Consider the following 18,630-nt stretch of genomic DNA (forward strand, 5'->3'; position numbering starts at 1 on the left):
CGGGGGGGGGGGGGGGGGGGGGGGGGCCCCCCCCGGCCCGCCCCCGCCCCCCCCCCCCGCGGGGGCCGCCCGGGGGGGGGGGGGGTGGGGGGGGGGGGGGGGGGTTTTTTCCCCCCACACCCCCCCCCCCCCGACGACTCGGAACGGGGGCCGGGGACCGGATCGGTCATCGGTCCCGCGATGTTGGCGTCGGACCGCAAGGATTCACTCTCCTCGACTTCAGGCTCGCAATGAGGAGAGCCTGCCATGCTTTCGGGGTCGGGAACCAGCGAGGCCCGTGGTTCTGTGGATGAATCCGTATCTGTGGCCAACCCGGTACCTCTTACGAGGGGTTTCTTGCCCCGTGGTGCGGAAGCGGCTCGACCTCGATCGATAATGCCCTGCAACAGTGAGCGACGTTTCACGTGAAACACGATGCACTTGCCGCAGGGCTAGACCGTTACGACACTCCGCAGTCGATGGCCAGGGCTGCTTCTATGGAGCATCACCGACGGCGGCGCGCCCGGTCCGCGCGGGCGGCCTTGGCGCGCTTCGTCGCGAACCGCACCCCGCCGGGGCTCTCCCCGACCTCCGCGCGCACCACGGTGGCCGGCGGATCCACCAGACCCTCACCGACCCGCAGCACCGAGGAATCGATCACACCGAGCTTGCTCAGCGCCGACCGGGCGCCCTTCAGCTCCTCCTCGGCTGTGTCGCCCTTGAGCGCCAGCATCTCGCCGTACGGGCGCAGCAGCGGTACGCCCCAGCCGGCCAGCCGGTCGAGCGGGGCCACGGCACGCGCCGTCACCACATGGACGGGCTGGAGCGTCCCGAGTACTTCCTCGGCCCGTCCCCGTACGACCGTCACATGGTCCAGGCCCAGCAGCTCGACCACTTCCTGGAGGAAGTTCGTCCGCCGCAGGAGCGGCTCCAGCAGCGTGATCCGCAGATCGGGGCGCACGAGCGCCAGCGGGATCCCCGGCAGTCCGGCCCCCGAGCCGACGTCACAGACGCTCACGCCCTCGGGTACGACCTCGGAGAGCACCGCGCAGTTCATCAGGTGCCGCTCCCAGAGCCGTGGCACCTCACGCGGCCCGATGAGACCGCGTGTGACTCCCGCGTCAGCGAGGAGCTCCGCGTACCGGACAGCGGCCGGGAAGGATTCTCCGAACACCGTCCTCGCCTCGTCCGGCGCAGGGGGAACCTCTGCTGCCTCCGTCACGGGAACCGTCCTTCCGTACTGAACCACCCGAGTGTGGCTCACAGTCACTGTCTGGCTGACAAACGTCGGCCCCGTCTGTGGACAGACGGGGCCGAGAACCGGGAGACCGCTCAGGCAGGGAGCACAACGACGAAGCGCTGCGGCTCCTCGCCCTCGGACTCGCTGCGCAGTCCGGCCGCCGCGACGGCGTCGTGCACGACCTTGCGCTCGAAGGGCGTCATGGGGTTCAGCTTCACCGGCTCGCCGGTGCTCTTCACCTCGTCGGCCGTCCTGGCACCCAGCTCGGCCAGCTCCGTGCGCTTCTTCGCCCGGAAGCCTCCGATGTCCAGCATCAGCCGGCTGCGGTCTCCGGTCTCCCGGTGCACCGCGAGGCGCGTCAGCTCCTGGAGCGCTTCGAGCACCTCGCCGTCCCGCCCGACGAGTTTCTGAAGATCACGGCCGCTCACATCGCTGATGATCGAAACCGCGGCCCGGTCGGCCTCGACGTCCATGTCGATGTCACCGTCGAGGTCGGCGATGTCGAGCAGACCTTCGAGATAGTCGGCCGCGATCTCGCCTTCCTGCTCAAGACGGGTGAGGGTGTCACTACCCTCGGCGGCGGCGGAGATGGTGCCTTCCGACACGGATGGACTCCTTCTTACTACGGGCTTGCTACGGGCTCTACGGGCTTCGGGGAGCTGCGCTTACTTCTTGGTCGGGTGCTTGGGCCGCTGCTGACCCTTGCGCGCCCCGGCCTTGGCCCGTGCGCCACCACTGCCGTTCTTGCGCGGTGGCTGCTTGGGCTGGCCGTCCTTCGGCTCGTCCTTCTTCTGAAGCGACGTCTTGGGCGCGGCGTCGGCGGCCTCGGCCGCGTCGTCCGAAGGCTTCGTTCCCGAGGTCTTCGACACGGGCTGCTGGCTGCCGCCGGCCTGCCGCTTCGACTTGGGCTGGCGCTTGGGCTGCTGCCGCCTCGCCGCGTGCGACTCGCCCTCGGGCAGAACCTCACCCTTGATCACCGTGCCGTCCGCCTGGGCGACGAGACCGGTCTTGGAGAGGCTGGTGATGAACTTGCGCTCATTGTCGTTGCGGTCGGGCCCCTTGGCCACGATCGCCGAGACGATGTTGCGCCGGCGCTTCGAGCGGACCTCGTTGTGCGTGGAGATGCTCTTGAGCAGCCGCTGCAAGTACTGGTCCTGGGCCTTGCTGCCCGGAGTCGGGTTCTGGTTGATCACGTACATCTGCTGGCCCATGGTCCACACGTTGGTGGTCAGCCAGTAGACGAGGACACCGACGGGGAAGTTGATGCCCATCACCATGAAGATCAGCGGGAAGATGTACATCAGCATCTTCTGCTGCTGCATGTACGGCGTCTTGACCGTGAGGTCGACGTTCTTCGTCATCAGCTGGCGCTGCGTGTAGAACTGCGACGCCGACATCAGGACGATCATGATCGCGGTGACGACACGGACCGAGATCTGCGTGGCGTCCAGGGACGCGACCTTGTCGGCACTGTCGGTGAACTTCGCGGCCAGCGGGGCGCCGAAGATGTGCGCCTGGCGCGCGCTGTCGAGCAGCGACTGGTTGATCACGCCGATCGTCTTGCCCGAGGCGATGCTGGAGAGCACGTGGTACAGGGCGAAGAAGAACGGTGACTGCGCCAGGATGGGAAGGCACGAGGAGAGCGGGTTCGTGCCCGTCTCCTTGTACAGCTTCATCATCTCTTCGGACTGACGCTGTTTGTCGTTCTTGTAGCGCTCCTGGATGGCCTTCATCTTGGGCTGAAGGACCTGCATGTTCCGGGTCGACTTGATCTGCTTGACGAACAGCGGGATCAGACAGATCCGGATGAGCACCACCAGGGACACGATGGACAGTCCCCAGGCCCAGCCCGTGTCGGGGCCGAAGATCGCCCCGTACACCGTGTGGAACTGGACGATGACCCACGAGACTGGCGTGGTGATGAAACTGAAGAAACTGGCAATCGTGTCCACTAATCAGGCTCCTTGAGCATGGGACGAGGTCTCTGCGGCCGGACTCGGAGTTTCGGGGGCCGAGGCCGAACCCCCGGAAGGCACGCCGGCGGCGGATTGCCCGCCCTTGGTGCCGCGCCACGCGTTGCGCAGCAGTTCATGCCACCGCGGGCGCTTGCGCGGTGGGACATGGTCCACGCCGCCCGGCGACCACGGGTTGCACCGCAGAATGCGCCAGGCCGTCAGACCGGTGCCCTTGATCGCGCCGTGCCTGTCGATGGCCGTGTAGCCGTAGTGGGAACACGACGGGTAGTACCGGCAGACGGGCCCGAGCAACGGGCTGATCGTCCACTGGTACAGCTTGATCAGAGCCAGCAGTGGGTACTTCATCGCGCGCCCCCTCCCAGCAGCCGCTCAAGGGCGGCGTCCAGGTCTCGGGCCAGCTGTTCATGGTCGGCGTCGCCCGCACCGGGCAGCGCTCGTACGACAACCAGGCTACCGGGGGCCAGCCGGGACAGCCGATCGCGTATGAGGTGACGGAGTTTCCGCTTCACCCGGGTCCGTACGACGGCCCCGCCCACGGCTTTGCTTACGACGAAACCCGCCCGCGTCGGGGGATCGCTCTCCCCTGGCGCGTGCGGGCCCGTAGTACCGCTACGTAGATGTACGACAAGGAGCGGGCGTCCGGCCCGGCGTCCCCGGCGTACCGCGGTCGCGAAATCCTCGCGCCGCCTCAGCCGATTCTCGGTAGGCAGCACGTCATAACCTGTTGGCGATCAGGCGGACAGGTTGGCGCGACCCTTGCCACGGCGGTTCGCGAGAATCGCGCGGCCGGCGCGGGTGCGCATACGGAGCCGGAAGCCGTGGGTCTTGGCACGACGACGGTTGTTCGGCTGGAAGGTGCGCTTGCTCACTCGGGGGCTCCAGAGATGATGATTGGGAAGGCGGGACATCGCCTGGCTGTCACCGTGCGCCCACGAGAAGCTCGCGATTACGCCCGAGTGCACCGCTTCACGACCACAGATCGTGATCCTTGCCCATCGGAGGCAGGCGGCAGCAGCCATCGACAACTCGACCTGGTCACGGTACGCGCGGCTACGCCATACGGTCAAACCAGCTGGCTGCCACGTTCCATTATGCACAGCCTGTGGACAACAACTTGAACCACGTGGGTGCCCTGACTACCGTGGCCGAACTCCGGATTCTTTTCCGCCGGTCTTCCCACCCCGTCCCGAGAACCACATATTCGTGGGACCAGCGAGAGAGCGTGCCCTGTGGCTGACGTACCTGCCGATCTTGCCGCAGTGTGGCCACGAGTGCTGGAGCAGCTCCTCAGGGAGGGCCAGCAGGGCGTCGAGCCCAAGGACAAACAGTGGATCGAGCGCTGCCAGCCACTCGCGCTGGTGGCCGACACCGCGCTGCTGGCCGTGCCCAACGAGTGGGGCAAGCGCGTGCTCGAAGGCCGCCTCGCCCCGCTCATCAGCGAGACCCTGAGCCACGAGTGCGGGCGCCCGATCCGTATCGCCATCACCGTCGACGACTCGGCCGGCGACCCCGTACCGCCGCTGCCCCAGCAGAGCCGCTACCAGAACTCCCAGCACGACGACGGCCGCGACGCCCGTGATCCGCGTGACGGCCGTGATTCCCGTCACGACGACCCGCGGCCGGACGACCCCCGGCACGACGACATGCGCCCGGACGGCGGCTACCACCCCTACGGCCGCCGTCCCTCCGACGACGACGGCATGCCGACGGCCCGCCCCGCGTACCCCGACTACCAGCAGCAGCGCCCCGACCCCGGCGCCTGGCCCCGTACGCAGGAGGATCTGTCCTGGCAGCAGCAGCGGCTCGGCGGCTTCCAGGACCGTGACCCGTACGCGACCGCCCGCCCGCAGCAGCCCCAGCACGACTACCGGCCGCCGCAGCCGCAGGAGAGCCACCCCTACGACCAGCAGCGGCAGCAGCGCCCCGAGCGGCACGACCTGGACCCGCAGCAGTCGCGGCACGGCGGCCGGGGCGGCGCGACCGGACCGCTCGGCGCGCAGGCCTCGCCGCCGCCGGGGCCCGGTGAGCACCACGCGCGTCTGAATCCCAAGTACCTCTTCGACACCTTCGTCATCGGGGCGTCCAACCGGTTCGCGCACGCGGCGGCCGTCGCCGTCGCGGAGGCTCCGGCCAAGGCGTACAACCCGCTCTTCATCTACGGCGAGTCCGGACTCGGCAAGACGCACCTGCTGCACGCCATCGGGCACTACGCGCGCAGCCTCTATCCCGGCACCCGGGTGCGGTACGTGAGTTCGGAGGAGTTCACCAACGAGTTCATCAACTCCATCCGCGACGGCAAGGGCGACACCTTCCGCAAGCGCTACCGGGACGTCGACATCCTGCTCGTCGACGACATCCAGTTCCTGGCGAGCAAGGAGTCGACGCAGGAGGAGTTCTTCCACACCTTCAACACGCTCCACAACGCGAACAAGCAGATCGTGCTCTCCTCGGACCGGCCGCCCAAGCAGCTGATCACCCTGGAGGACCGGCTGCGCAACCGCTTCGAGTGGGGTCTCACCACCGACGTACAGCCGCCGGAGCTGGAGACGCGTATCGCGATCCTCCGTAAGAAGGCGGTGCAGGAGCAGCTGAACGCGCCCCCCGAGGTGCTGGAGTTCATCGCCTCGCGGATCTCGCGCAACATCCGTGAGCTGGAGGGCGCGCTGATCCGGGTGACGGCGTTCGCCTCGCTCAACCGGCAGCCGGTGGACCTCGGGCTGACCGAGATCGTGCTCAAGGACCTCATCCCCGGCGGCGAGGACTCGGCCCCCGAGATCACCGCGGGCGCCATCATGGCGGCGACGGCGGACTACTTCGGGCTGACGGTGGAGGACCTCTGCGGCTCGTCGCGCAGCCGGGTGCTGGTGACGGCGCGCCAGATCGCGATGTATCTGTGCCGTGAGCTGACGGATCTGTCGCTGCCCAAGATCGGCGCGCAGTTCGGCAACCGCGACCACACGACCGTGATGCACGCGGACCGGAAGATCCGCGCGCTGATGGCCGAGCGGCGCTCCATCTACAACCAGGTCACCGAGCTCACCAACCGCATCAAGAACGGCTGAGGCCACCGGCCGAGGACACGTCGGCCGCCGGCCTCAGGACGCCTCAGGGCGCTTCGGGACACCGTCCCGGGGCGCCCTTCGTCATGTCCGTCGGCGGGCCGGAGTCGGATCCGGCGGGTCGGCGTCGGATCCGGCGGGTCATCGGGGCGTGACGGGCACTCAACCGCTGTTCGAATACGGGGTGTCGAGGGCTGCTTCTCCACAGAAAAGGGCCCGATCTCCCGTCCACACCCTGGGGATGGATAAGTTGTCCAGACTGCGTCCACAGGCGGGCCGACCGGAAGTCGATCATGCCAGGTCAGACCCCTGGGGATTTGTGGCCAACTTTCCTCCACAGCCTGTGGACAGTTTTCTCACCCACAGGCACGCGCTCCCGTTGTCCACCGGCGGCCCACAGGAGACGGCCTGTTGCCCACAGCTTCGGCCCGCTTCTCCACATCGCTGTCCACTGTTCGGCAACAGAACACGACTGTTCACCGTGTCGAGTGAAAGGCGTCACATCGAGGTTGCCTCGGACCCTGTGGGGAACGTCGGAAAAGCTGGGGACGACCCTGGGGAGAAGTAGGGGTGCCCTGTGCACCGCCTGTGCAGAACTTTCGGCTGTCCACAGAGCGATGGGGTTGTCCACCGACGGCGCCCACAGGCCCGGTGGACAAAAAAGTGGGCTTGACCTGCGAAAACGACGTTATCCACGGAATCCACAGGCCCTACTACTACTAACACCTGGAGTTACCTGGGAATCTGCTGGGAAGTGGGTGCTGTGCACAACTCGGCGCCGGACCGCTCCCGGCCGGTTGTCGCGACTTGACCCCGAGCAGCACCGAGTGTCGGTGCCGTACGTCAGACTGGTCCCCGGCAACCTCACCCTGCCCATGGCGGAGTGAGCTCATGCCGACGACGAAGAAGGCCGGCAGGGCGAGTCAGCAACAGCAGGAGGCGGTTCCGGTGAAGATCCGGGTGGAGCGCGATGTACTGGCGGAGGCGGTGGCCTGGGTGGCCCGTAGCCTCCCGGCCCGTCCGCCGGCGCCCGTTCTTGCGGGCCTTCTGCTGAAGGCCGAGGAAGGCGCGCTCAGCTTCTCCAGCTTCGACTACGAGGTCTCGGCCAAGGTCTCGGTGGACGCCGAGGTCGAGGAGGACGGCACCGTCCTCGTCTCCGGCCGGCTCCTCGCCGACATCTGCCGCGCCCTCCCCAACCGGCCGGTGGAGATTTCCACAGACGGTGTACGGGCGACGGTGGTCTGCGGCTCCTCGCGGTTCACCCTGCACACACTGCCTGTGGACGAGTACCCGGCACTGCCGCAGATGCCGACCGCCACCGGCACCGTGCCCGGTGAGGTCTTCGCCTCCGCCGCCGCCCAGGTGGCCATCGCCGCGGGCCGTGACGACACGCTCCCGGTGCTCACCGGCGTACGGATCGAGATCGAGGGCGACACGGTCACCCTGGCCTCGACCGACCGCTACCGCTTCGCCGTCCGCGACTTCCTGTGGAAGCCGGAGGTCGCCGACATCTCCGCGGTCGCCCTGGTGCCCGCCAAGACGCTGCTGGACACCGCCAAGGCCCTCACGAGCGGTGACACGGTCACGCTGGCGCTCTCGGGCTCCGGTGCGGGCGAGGGGCTGATCGGTTTCGAGGGCGCCGGACGCCGGACGACCACGCGGCTCCTGGAGGGCGACCTCCCGAAGTACCGGACGCTGTTCCCGACGGAGTTCAACTCGGTCGCGGTGATCGAGACGGCGCCGTTCGTCGAGGCCGTCAAGCGCGTGGCGCTGGTCGCCGAGCGCAACACCCCGGTGCGGCTCAGCTTCGAGCAGGGTGTGCTCATCCTCGAAGCCGGTTCCAGCGACGACGCACAGGCTGTGGAGCGGGTCGACGCGAAGCTCGACGGCGACGACATCTCGATCGCCTTCAACCCGACGTTCCTGCTCGACGGCCTGAGCGCCATCGACTCTCCCGTCGCACAGCTCTCCTTCACGACCTCCACCAAGCCCGCGCTCCTCAGTGGGAAGCCCGCGCTGGATGCCGAGGCCGACGACGCGTACAAGTACCTGATCATGCCGGTGCGGCTGTCGGGCTGATCGCGTCCCCCGCCGGGCTGGGTCGTACGGACCGTCCCGGCGGGCCCGGCGTAGGCTCGGGCGGGGCCGCGCGGCACTGGCGCCGCCCGCCCCTGCCTGAACGACTGTCGGCTCAACGCTTAAGGAACCACTGATGGAGCTCGGTCTCGTCGGCCTCGGCAAGATGGGCGGCAACATGCGCGAGCGCATCCGCCGCGCAGGCCACACCGTCATCGGATACGACCGGAACGCGGACGTCGCCGACGTCCACAGCCTCGAAGAGCTGGTGAGCAAGCTCAAGGGCCCCCGGGTCGTCTGGGTGATGGTCCCCTCGGGTGCGGCGACGCAGTCGACGATCGACGAGCTGTCGGGACTGCTGTCCCCCGGCGACGTGGTCGTGGACGGCGGCAACTCCCGCTGGACGGACGACGAGAAGCACGCGGTGCAGCTCGGCATCAAGGGCGTCGGCTTCGTCGACTGCGGTGTCTCCGGCGGCGTCTGGGGCCTGAAGAACGGCTACGCGCTGATGTACGGCGGCGACGCGGACCATGTCGCGAAGGTCCAGCCGATCTTCGACGCGCTCAAGCCGGAGGGCGACAAGGGCTCGGTCCACGCGGGCAAGGTCGGCGCCGGCCACTTCGCGAAGATGGTCCACAACGGCATCGAGTACGCGATGATGCAGGCCTACGCCGAGGGCTGGGAGCTGCTGGAGAAGGTCGACTCGGTCACCGACGTCCGCGAGGTGTTCCGCTCCTGGCAGGACGGCACGGTCATCCGTTCCTGGCTGCTGGACCTGGCGGTCAACGCGCTGGACGGCGACGAGCACCTGGACGCCCTGCGCGGTTACGCCGACGACTCCGGCGAGGGCCGGTGGACGGTCGAGGCGGCCATCGACCACGCGGTGCCGCTGCCCGCGATCACCGCGTCGCTGTTCGCCCGGTTCGCGTCCCGGCAGGACGATTCGCCGCAGATGAAGATGGTCGCCGCGCTGCGCAACCAGTTCGGTGGCCACGCGGTCGAGCAGGCGGACGAGAGCACGCCGGGCAAGCCCGGTAAGCCCGTCAAGCCGGGCGGGCCCAAGAACAAGAAGTAGCCCTTCGCAGTCGCGGAGGGGCGCGGGATCAGGGGAGGCCGGGCACGTCCATGCACGTCACTCATCTCTCGCTGGCCGACTTCCGCTCGTACGCCCGGATCGAGGTGCCGCTCGATCCGGGCGTCACCGCGTTCGTGGGGGCCAACGGGCAGGGGAAGACCAATCTGGTCGAGGCGGTCGGCTATCTCGCCTCGCTCGGCAGCCACCGGGTCTCCTCGGACACCCCGCTGGTGCGGATGGGCGCCGAGCGGGCGGTGATCCGGGCCGCCGTCACCCAGGGGGAGCGCTCGCAACTGGTCGAGCTCGAACTCAATCCGGGCCGTGCGAACAGGGCCAGGATCAATAGGTCTTCGCAGGTCAGACCGCGTGATGTGCTGGGGATAGTGCGGACGGTGCTGTTCGCGCCGGAGGATCTGGCGCTGGTGAAGGGCGATCCCGGTGAGCGCCGGCGCTTCCTCGACGAGCTGATCACGGCGCGCTCCCCGCGTATGGCCGGCGTGCGCTCGGACTACGACCGGGTGCTCAAGCAGCGCAACACCCTGCTGAAGTCGGCGGCGATGGCGCGGCGGCACGGCGGACGCGGGATGGATCTGTCCACGCTCGACGTGTGGGACCAGCATCTGGCCCAGGTGGGCGCGGAGTTGCTGGCCCAGCGGCTGGACCTGATCGAGACCTTGCAGCCGCTGACGGACAAGGCGTACGAGCAACTGGCGCCCGGTGGCGGTCCGGTGGCCCTGGAGTACCGTTCCTCCTCCGCCGACCCGGATGGGGCGGGCGCCGAGGCGCCGCGTTCGCGCGAGGAGCTGTACGCGCGGCTGATGGCGGCGCTGGCGGGGACACGTAAGCAGGAGATCGAGCGGGGGGTCACGCTGGTGGGTCCGCACCGGGACGAACTGCTGCTGAAGCTCGGCCAGTTGCCGGCCAAGGGGTACGCGAGCCACGGCGAGTCCTGGTCGTACGCGCTGGCGCTGCGGCTGGCCTCGTACGATCTGCTGCGCGCCGAGGGCAACGAGCCGGTGCTGGTCCTCGACGACGTCTTCGCCGAGCTGGACGCACGGCGCCGGGAGCGGCTCGCGGAGCTGGTGGCGCCGGGCGAGCAGGTGCTGGTCACGGCCGCGGTGGACGACGACGTGCCGGACATTCTGGCCGGGGTGCGGTTCACGGTGGCCGGCGGCACGGTGGAGCGGGCATGAGCGGCCCCGAGCGCCCGGCCGCGCCCACCGGTCCCGCGCTGCCCGACCCCGCTTCGGCGGCGCCGTCGGAGACGTCGGCCGCATCGGCGCCTGTCGAGTCGTCGGGTGTCGACCTGGCGCGGGTCGCGCTGCGGGCGGCGAAGGAGCAGGCGCGCGCCCGTGGTGCCGCGGCCCAGCAGAAGAAGCAGGTCAGACGGGGTGGTGGCCCCCGGTCGGGGGCGGGCGCCGACGGCCGTGACCCGCTGTCGCTGGGCGCCGCCATCAACCGTCTGATCACCGAGCGGGGCTGGGAGACGCCCGCTGCCGTGGGCGGGGTGATGGGCCGCTGGCCGCAGATCGTGGGTGACGACCTGGCCAGGCACTGTGTGCCGGAGCGGTACGAGGAGGACGAGCGGATCCTCACGGTGATCTGCGACTCGACGGCCTGGGCGACGCAGCTGCGGCTGCTGGCCCCACGGCTGGTGGCCCGGCTGAACGAGGACCTGGGGCACGGCACGGTGAAGGTGATCAAGGTGCGTGGCCCGGCCGGTCCGCCCCGGCGCTTCGGCGCGCTGCGGGCGCCCGGCAGCAAGGGCCCGGGGGACACCTACGGCTGAGGCCGGCGGTACGGCGCGGGCGCCCGGCGCGGTGCGATACCCGGCCGGGTCCCGGTCACGTACCGCTCCCGGAGGCGTACGCCGGGACACGACGACGACCTCCGCGCCCCCGCCGGGCCCCGGAAGCCCCCTGCCCGAGCCCCTCTCGCGTCTCCCCGTACGGCTGACCGGCCCGCGTCGGCGTTGACCTTCGCGCCACGCCGCGCCGTCCCGCGCCACTCCGACGGGCTCCGCGGACCACCGCGAGAGTCCCAACAGCCCCTCCGCGAGACCCACTTCACACACGTCTCCCGGCGCTGCCGCGAGCCCTTCCGGAGAGCCCTGTGACCTCCTTGTACGGCTGCGGAGAGTGAGGTGTCCCGCACGGTAGCCGGAGGTTGACAGCCCGAAGCGCTCAAAGCCCGTGTGAGCCTCTTGGAGCCCCTGCCCGAATATGGGGAGTCGGCAGCCGCTGGTTCAGGGCGGCACATGCGGACTCAGGTACCGGCAAACCCCCATTCGGGTCGCCGCTACCGGTAGACTGATGGAGAATCCCGCCTCGTCGGCGGGACTCGCCTTCCAAGACTGTCAAACACTGTCGCAAGCCGAACGACGCAGCCGCTCCCGCCTGTCCGGAGATCGGTCTGTGCTGTGCCAGAAAGGGCGCTTCGTGGCCGATTCCGGCAACCCCAACGAGAACACTCCGTCCGTAGCCACCGGTGAGAACGGCGAGGTAACGGGCTCGTACAACGCCAGTGCCATCACGGTGCTGGAAGGCCTGGACGCTGTCCGCAAGCGTCCGGGTATGTACATCGGCTCGACCGGTGAACGTGGCCTTCATCACCTGGTGACCGAGGTCGTCGACAACTCCGTCGACGAGGCCCTGGCCGGGCACGCGGACACCATCGACGTCACGATCCTCGCCGACGGTGGCGTACGCGTGGTCGACAACGGCCGTGGCATCCCCGTGGGCATCGTCCCGTCCGAGGGCAAGCCGGCCGTCGAGGTCGTGCTGACGGTGCTGCACGCGGGCGGCAAGTTCGGCGGCGGCGGCTACTCCGTCTCCGGTGGTCTGCACGGCGTGGGTGTCTCCGTGGTGAACGCGCTGTCGACGAAGGTCGCCGTCGAGGTCAAGACCGACGGTCACCGCTGGACGCAGGATTACAAGCTCGGGGTGCCGACGGCGCCGCTGGCGCAGAACGAGGCGACGGACGAGACGGGCACGACGGTCACCTTCTGGGCGGACCCGGACGTCTTCGAGACCACGGAGTACTCCTTCGAGACGCTGTCCCGGCGCTTCCAGGAGATGGCCTTCCTCAACAAGGGCCTGACCCTGAAGCTGACCGACGAGCGCGAGTCGGCCAAGGCCGTCGTGGGCGCCGACGTCGCGGGCGCGGACGCCGCCGAGGCGGCCGGCGAGGAGCCGGTGCGCAGCGTCACGTACTTCTACGAGGGCGGCATCGTCGACTTCGTGAAGTACCTGAACTCCCGCAAGGGCGAGCTGATCCACCCCACGGTCATCGACATCGATGCCGAGGACAAGGAGCGGATGCTCTCGGTGGAGATCGCGATGCAGTGGAACTCGCAGTACAGCGAGGGGGTGTACTCCTTCGCGAACACGATCCACACGCATGAGGGCGGTACGCACGAGGAGGGCTTCCGCGCGGCGATGACCGGCCTGGTCAACCGCTACGCGCGCGAGAAGAAGTTCCTGCGCGAGAAGGACGACAACCTGGCGGGCGAGGACATCCGCGAGGGTCTGACCGCGATCATCTCGGTCAAGCTGGGCGAGCCGCAGTTCGAGGGCCAGACGAAGACCAAGCTCGGCAACACGGAGGCGAAGACCTTCGTACAGAAGATCGTGCACGAGCATCTGACGGACTGGTTCGACCGGCATCCCAATGAGGCGGCCGACATCATCCGTAAGTCGATCCAGGCCGCCACGGCCCGTGTCGCGGCCCGTAAGGCGCGGGATCTGACCCGGCGCAAGGGCCTGCTGGAGTCGGCGTCGCTGCCGGGCAAGCTGAGTGACTGCCAGTCGAACGACCCGTCCAAGTGCGAGATCTTCATCGTCGAGGGCGACTCGGCCGGCGGCAGCGCGAAGTCCGGGCGCAACCCGCAGTATCAGGCCATTCTGCCGATCCGCGGAAAGATCCTGAATGTCGAGAAGGCCCGGATCGACAAGATCCTCCAGAACACCGAGGTGCAGGCGCTGATCTCGGCGTTCGGCACCGGTGTGCACGAGGACTTCGACATCGAGAAGCTCCGCTATCACAAGATCATTCTGATGGCGGACGCCGACGTCGACGGCCAGCACATCAACACGCTGCTGCTGACGTTCCTCTTCCGCTTCATGCGCCCGCTGGTCGAGGCGGGTCACGTGTATCTGTCGCGTCCGCCGCTCTACAAGATCAAGTGGGGCCGGGACGACTTCGAGTACGCGTACTCGGACCGGGAGCGCGACGCCCTGGTCGAGCTGGGCAAGCAGAACGGCAAGCGGATCAAGGAAGACTCGATTCAGCGCTTCAAGGGACTCGGCGAGATGAACGCCGAGGAGCTGCGCATCACGACGATGGACGTCGACCACCGGGTGCTCGGTCAGGTCACGCTCGACGACGCGGCGCAGGCCGACGACCTGTTCTCGGTGCTGATGGGCGAGGACGTCGAGGCACGGCGCTCGTTCATCCAGCGCAACGCCAAGGACGTCCGCTTCCTCGACATCTGAGTCGACACCCGCGTCGACATCCTCGTCGGTCTCCCGCTGACGACCGCTGACGAATGCTTCGTAAAGGCCGAAAGGAACACTGACCAGCAATGGCCGACGAGAACACCCCCGTGATGCCCGAAGAGGTGCCCGCCGTGGAAGGCGTGGGCATGCGTGTCGAGCCCGTGGGGCTCGAAACGGAGATGCAGCGCTCGTACCTCGACTACGCGATGTCCGTCATCGTGTCGCGCGCGCTGCCCGACGTACGGGACGGTCTGAAGCCCGTCCACCGCCGGGTGCTGTACGCGATGTACGACGGCGGCTACCGGCCCGAGAAGGGCTTCTACAAGTGCGCCCGCGTCGTCGGTGACGTCATGGGCACCTACCACCCGCACGGCGACTCCTCGATCTACGACGCGCTGGTCCGTCTCGCGCAGCCGTGGTCGATGCGGATGCCGCTGGTGGACTCCAACGGCAACTTCGGCTCTCCCGGCAACGACCCGGCCGCCGCCATGCGGTACACCGAGTGCAAGCTGATGCCGCTGTCGATGGAGATGCTCCGGGACATCGACGAGGAGACCGTCGACTTCACGGACAACTACGACGGCCGCAACCAGGAGCCGACGGTCCTGCCGTCGCGCTTCCCGAACCTGCTGATCAACGGCTCGGCCGGCATCGCCGTCGGTATGGCCACCAACATCCCGCCGCACAACCTGCGCGAGGTCGCCGCGGGCGCGCAGTGGGCGCTGGAGCACCCGGAGGCCTCCCACGAGGAGCTGCTGGACGCGCTGATCGAGCGGATCAAGGGTCCGGACTTCCCGTCCGGCGCGCTGGTCGTGGGCCGTCGGGGCATCGAGGAGGCGTACCGCACGGGCCGTGGCTCGATCACGATGCGCGCGGTCGTCGCGGTCGAGGAGATCCAGAACCGGCAGTGCCTGGTCGTGACGGAGCTGCCGTACCAGACCAACCCCGACAACCTCGCGCAGAAGATCGCCGACCTGGTGAAGGACGGCAAGGTCGGCGGCATCGCGGACGTGCGTGACGAGACGTCCTCGCGTACGGGGCAGCGGCTGGTGGTCGTGCTCAAGCGCGACGCGGTCGCCAAGGTCGTGCTGAACAACCTCTACAAGCACACCGACCTCCAGACGAACTTCGGCGCGAACATGCTGGCGCTGGTGGACGGTGTGCCGCGCACGCTGTCGATCGACGCGTTCATCCGGCACTGGGTGACGCACCAGATCGAGGTCATCGTCCGGCGTACCAGGTTCCGGCTGCGCAAGGCCGAGGAGCGCGCGCACATCCTGCGCGGTCTGCTCAAGGCGCTGGACGCGATCGACGAGGTCATCGCGCTGATCCGGCGCAGCGACACCGTCGAGACGGCGCGCGGCGGCCTGATGACGCTGCTGTCGATCGACGAGATCCAGGCGAACGCGATCCTGGAGATGCAGCTGCGCCGGCTGGCGGCGCTGGAGCGGCAGAAGATCGTCGCCGAGCACGACGAACTCCAGGCGAAGATCGACGAGTACAACAAGATCCTCGCCTCGCCGGAGCGGCAGCGGCAGATCGTCAGCGAGGAACTGGCGGTGATCGTCGACAAGTTCGGTGACGACCGGCGTTCCAAGCTGGTGCCCTTCGACGGTGACATGTCCATCGAGGACCTGATCGCCGAGGAGGACATCGTCGTCACCATCTCGCGTGGCGGCTATGTGAAGCGTACGAAGACCGACGACTACCGCTCGCAGAAGCGCGGCGGCAAGGGCGTGCGCGGCACGAAGCTCAAGTCGGACGACATCGTGGACCACTTCTTCGTGTCGACGACGCACCACTGGCTGCTGTTCTTCACGAACAAGGGCCGGGTGTACCGGGCGAAGGCGTACGAGCTGCCCGACGCCGGCCGGGACGCGCGGGGCCAGCACGTGGCCAACCTGCTGGCGTTCCAGCCGGACGAGAAGATCGCGCAGATCCTCGCCGTACGGGACTACGAGGCGGCGCCGTATCTGGTTCTGGCCACCAAGGCCGGTCTGGTGAAGAAGACGTCTCTGAAGGATTACGATTCGCCCCGCTCCGGTGGTGTGATCGCGATCAACCTCCGTGAGACGGACACGGGGGCGGACGATGAACTGATCGGTGCCGAGCTGGTGTCGGCGGACGACGATCTGCTGCTGATCAGCAGGAAGGCGCAGTCGATCCGGTTCACCGCGACGGACGACTCGCTGCGTCCGATGGGGCGGGCGACATCCGGTGTCAAGGGCATGAGTTTCCGCGAAGGGGACGAACTGCTGTCGATGAATGTGGTGCGGCCCGGTACGTTCGTGTTCACTGCTACTGACGGCGGCTACGCGAAGCGAACCAACGTCGACGAGTATCGAGTTCAAGGACGTGGCGGCCTCGGAATCAAGGCCGCGAAGATCGTGGAGGACCGCGGGTCGCTGGTCGGTGCGCTGGTGGTGGAGGAGACGGACGAGATCCTCGCCATCACCCTGGGCGGCGGTGTGATTCGCACGCGAGTCAACGAAGTCAGGGAGACGGGCCGTGACACGATGGGTGTCCAACTGATCAACCTGGGCAAGCGCGATGCCGTGGTCGGCATCGCTCGTAATGCCGAGGCCGGTCGTGAGGCTGAAGAGGTCGAAGGGGTTGTCGGCGATGATGCCGACGAGGCCCCGGTGACCGACGGAGCCACGCCTGCCGAGGACGCTGAGGGCACAGAGCCCTCGGTCGCGGAGCACGAGGAGTAGACAGCGTGAGTGGAGCCACGGGCGCCGGATCGGCCGCTTCCGGAGCGAACGGTGCCCGTGGCCCTGCCACGGACTCCCAGGGGGTTACGGTGACCGACACCCGGGGGCAGCAGCCCCCCTACGAGACGTACGGATCCGAGCAGCCGCAGCAGCAGGCGGCGCAGCCGTACCACCCGCCGCAGGCGTATCCGACGCCGTCGGGCGGGGGGACACAGGGCGGGGGCACGCAGGGCGGACGGCAACGTTCGGCCGCCCAGCCGTCGCAGGCCCAGCCGCACGTCCAGCTGGGCCAAGGACAGGCGCAGGGCACGGGCACCGCCCAGCCCGGACAGGCATCCACGAGTGGCGGCCGGCAGTCCACGACCGCGGGCGTACGCCTCCCGCGCACGGGGGCGCGTACGACTCCGCGTACGCGCAAGGCCCGGCTGCGGGTGGCGAAGGCCGACCCGTGGTCGGTGATGAAGGTCAGCTTCCTGCTCTCCATCGCGCTCGGCGTGTGCACGGTCATCGCCGCGGCGGTGCTGTGGATGGTCATGGACGCGATGGGCGTCTTCTCGACGGTGGGCGGGACGATCAGCGAGGCGACGGGCTCGAACGAGAGCAACGGCTTCGACCTTCAGTCGTTCCTCTCGCTGCCGCGTGTGCTCATCTTCACGTCGGTGATCGCGGTGATCGACGTGGTGCTGGCGACGGCGCTGGCGACGCTCGGATCCTTCATCTACAACCTGTCGGCGGGCTTTGTGGGTGGCGTCGAGCTGACGCTCGCCGAGGACGAGTAAGGGCCCGCGCGAGAGCGCGGGGGCGGCCTCCTTATCGATTTTGGGACTGGCCCTGGAGTGCGCTAATCTTCAGGGGCAGCGCGGGGCTATAGCTCAGTTGGTTAGAGCGCATCCCTGATAAGGATGAGGCCACAGGTTCAAATCCTGTTAGCCCCACAAGAGTTGGACGTGCTGAGCAGAAGCCCGGCAGATCTCAGGATCTGCCGGGCTTTCTGTATGTGCGTGGGGCCGTGTCGCGCATTCCCGGCCGATATCGGGGCGCTGTCGTGCGTCGCCTGTGGGCCGCCGCGAGGTGTGCGGGCCCAAGCCGTCGATTGGGCCTGCGGTTGGGCCTTGGGGCCCATGTCGGGGGTGTGGTGCCGCCGTATGTTTCTCATGTCGCCAGCGGGACCGGCCAGGAGGAAGCCGGAGCCGCGAGTGGCACCGAAGACTCGTACGAGTCGGCCGGTACTCGGCCGGCCGACACAAAGGGGAATCTCATGTCGAACGTCACGCTGAAGGCCGCCACCAACGCCAAGCTCTACGTCGGCACCTGGGCGAACACCGCTGTCACCGCCATCAAGCGCCGCAGCGACAAGGGTCAGGGCGCGGTCGAGTACGTCGGCGTCATCGTCCTGGTGGCCCTGATCATCGCCGCGATCGTCGGTTCCGGTGTCGACGAGACGATCGCCGAGGGCCTGTCGAACACCGTGGACGAGATCCTCGGCGGCGGAGAGTAAGCCTTCAGCAACCCCGGTCGCGGGCCTTTCGAACCGCGCGGCGAGTCCTGACGAGGATGACGCCGCAGGCCCGAATCCCGCTGATCGCACAAGGGCCGATCCGCCCGGACAGTGAGACTCCTGTCCGGGCGGATCGCTTTCTGTTGTCAGGGTGTTGACTGGTCGTCGCGGCCCTTGAGTTGGGGGCGCATGTAGGTCACCGATCGGTATCGGCCGGTGTGTATAGTCGGGCGCCAGAAGGCCCCTAAGACAAGGAAAGACGAGGTCGCGCGGTGAAGAAGCTTCTCCTGGTCGCACTGGCCGCCATCGGCGGGCTCCTCGTGTACCGCCAGATCCAGGCGGATCGCGCCGAGCAGGATCTGTGGACGGAGGCGACCGACTCCGTGCCCGCAGGTTCGGGTGTCTGAGACCCAGTAGTCGGTTCGCGGGCCCCGGTCGCTGAGGCGACCGGGGCTTCGTGCTGTCGTGGGGGCCGTGGGCACGGCGAGTTCGCCTTGGTGAATGATTTGGTTGCTTT

At 68.3% G+C, this 18,630-nt stretch carries 16 protein-coding genes, 1 tRNA gene and 1 pseudogene; 11 read left to right on the forward strand and 7 right to left on the reverse strand.

The annotated features are described in order from the left end of the window. The 7 genes and pseudogenes from ACFYNU_RS21785 to rpmH form a co-directional block, all read right to left on the reverse strand. Positions 1-248, reverse strand: a pseudogene (locus ACFYNU_RS21785) (cobyrinic acid a,c-diamide synthase); the annotation flags it as partial. A 236-nt stretch (positions 249-484) separates the two neighbouring features. Beyond that, entirely contained in the window at positions 485-1,201 is a 717-nt protein-coding gene (rsmG, locus tag ACFYNU_RS21790; RefSeq protein WP_356591259.1) for a 16S rRNA (guanine(527)-N(7))-methyltransferase RsmG, read from the reverse strand. Positions 1,202-1,311: 110 nt separating this feature from the next. Next, positions 1,312-1,824, reverse strand: a complete 513-nt coding sequence (locus ACFYNU_RS21795) for a R3H domain-containing nucleic acid-binding protein (RefSeq protein WP_329384992.1) — start codon at positions 1,822-1,824, stop codon at positions 1,312-1,314. A 60-nt stretch (positions 1,825-1,884) separates the two neighbouring features. Continuing rightward, complete coding sequence (gene yidC / locus ACFYNU_RS21800; protein WP_356591256.1) at positions 1,885-3,171, reverse strand: membrane protein insertase YidC; 1,287 nt, start codon at positions 3,169-3,171, stop codon at positions 1,885-1,887. Positions 3,172-3,174: 3 nt separating this feature from the next. Next, on the reverse strand, positions 3,175-3,540 hold the full coding sequence (gene yidD, locus ACFYNU_RS21805) for a membrane protein insertion efficiency factor YidD (protein ID WP_023540255.1): 366 nt from the start codon (positions 3,538-3,540) through the stop codon (positions 3,175-3,177). Next, positions 3,537-3,908 carry a ribonuclease P protein component gene (rnpA, locus tag ACFYNU_RS21810; protein WP_356591254.1) on the reverse strand — a complete coding sequence of 124 codons (372 nt, stop codon included), beginning with the start codon at positions 3,906-3,908 and terminating at the stop codon, positions 3,537-3,539. The genes yidD and rnpA overlap by 4 nt, the downstream gene beginning before the upstream one ends. Positions 3,909-3,926: 18 nt before the next feature. Next, on the reverse strand, positions 3,927-4,064 hold the full coding sequence (gene rpmH, locus ACFYNU_RS21815) for a 50S ribosomal protein L34 (protein ID WP_014047156.1): 138 nt from the start codon (positions 4,062-4,064) through the stop codon (positions 3,927-3,929). A 360-nt stretch (positions 4,065-4,424) separates the two neighbouring features. Between rpmH and dnaA the strand changes: the two genes are divergently transcribed. From dnaA to ACFYNU_RS21870, 11 genes are all read left to right on the forward strand, one after another. Then, positions 4,425-6,257 carry a chromosomal replication initiator protein DnaA gene (gene dnaA, locus ACFYNU_RS21820; protein ID WP_356591251.1) on the forward strand — a complete coding sequence of 611 codons (1,833 nt, stop codon included), beginning with the start codon at positions 4,425-4,427 and terminating at the stop codon, positions 6,255-6,257. A 945-nt stretch (positions 6,258-7,202) separates the two neighbouring features. Further along, positions 7,203-8,333: a DNA polymerase III subunit beta gene (gene dnaN / locus ACFYNU_RS21825; protein ID WP_356591275.1), complete on the forward strand. Its 1,131-nt coding sequence runs from the start codon at positions 7,203-7,205 to the stop codon at positions 8,331-8,333. Between the two features lie 133 nt (positions 8,334-8,466). After that, positions 8,467-9,405, forward strand: a complete 939-nt coding sequence (gnd, locus tag ACFYNU_RS21830) for a phosphogluconate dehydrogenase (NAD(+)-dependent, decarboxylating) (RefSeq protein ID WP_356591249.1) — start codon at positions 8,467-8,469, stop codon at positions 9,403-9,405. 50 nt (positions 9,406-9,455) lie between these two features. Then, positions 9,456-10,598: a DNA replication/repair protein RecF gene (recF, locus tag ACFYNU_RS21835; protein ID WP_356591247.1), complete on the forward strand. Its 1,143-nt coding sequence runs from the start codon at positions 9,456-9,458 to the stop codon at positions 10,596-10,598. Continuing rightward, positions 10,595-11,194 carry a DciA family protein gene (locus tag ACFYNU_RS21840; RefSeq protein ID WP_356591245.1) on the forward strand — a complete coding sequence of 200 codons (600 nt, stop codon included), beginning with the start codon at positions 10,595-10,597 and terminating at the stop codon, positions 11,192-11,194. Before recF ends, ACFYNU_RS21840 begins: the two co-directional genes overlap by 4 nt. A gap of 625 nt (positions 11,195-11,819) precedes the next feature. Continuing rightward, on the forward strand, positions 11,820-13,898 hold the full coding sequence (gene gyrB / locus ACFYNU_RS21845) for a DNA topoisomerase (ATP-hydrolyzing) subunit B (RefSeq protein ID WP_356591243.1): 2,079 nt from the start codon (positions 11,820-11,822) through the stop codon (positions 13,896-13,898). A gap of 89 nt (positions 13,899-13,987) precedes the next feature. Beyond that, a complete protein-coding gene (gyrA, locus tag ACFYNU_RS21850; protein WP_356591241.1) occupies positions 13,988-16,615 on the forward strand; it encodes a DNA gyrase subunit A in 2,628 nt (875 codons plus the stop codon). An 89-nt stretch (positions 16,616-16,704) separates the two neighbouring features. Then, complete coding sequence (locus ACFYNU_RS21855; RefSeq protein ID WP_356591239.1) at positions 16,705-17,394, forward strand: DUF3566 domain-containing protein; 690 nt, start codon at positions 16,705-16,707, stop codon at positions 17,392-17,394. A gap of 82 nt (positions 17,395-17,476) precedes the next feature. Beyond that, positions 17,477-17,550, forward strand: a tRNA-Ile gene (locus ACFYNU_RS21860). 323 nt (positions 17,551-17,873) lie between these two features. After that, positions 17,874-18,113 carry a hypothetical protein gene (locus ACFYNU_RS21865; protein ID WP_356591237.1) on the forward strand — a complete coding sequence of 80 codons (240 nt, stop codon included), beginning with the start codon at positions 17,874-17,876 and terminating at the stop codon, positions 18,111-18,113. A 272-nt stretch (positions 18,114-18,385) separates the two neighbouring features. Continuing rightward, on the forward strand, positions 18,386-18,520 hold the full coding sequence (locus ACFYNU_RS21870; protein WP_003958712.1) for a DLW-39 family protein: 135 nt from the start codon (positions 18,386-18,388) through the stop codon (positions 18,518-18,520). Positions 18,521-18,630 lie beyond the last annotated feature (110 nt).

Origin of the sequence: Streptomyces sp. NPDC006643, assembly GCF_042870175.1 — a bacterium.
In the GTDB taxonomy this organism is placed as follows: Bacteria; Actinomycetota; Actinomycetes; order Streptomycetales; family Streptomycetaceae; genus Streptomyces.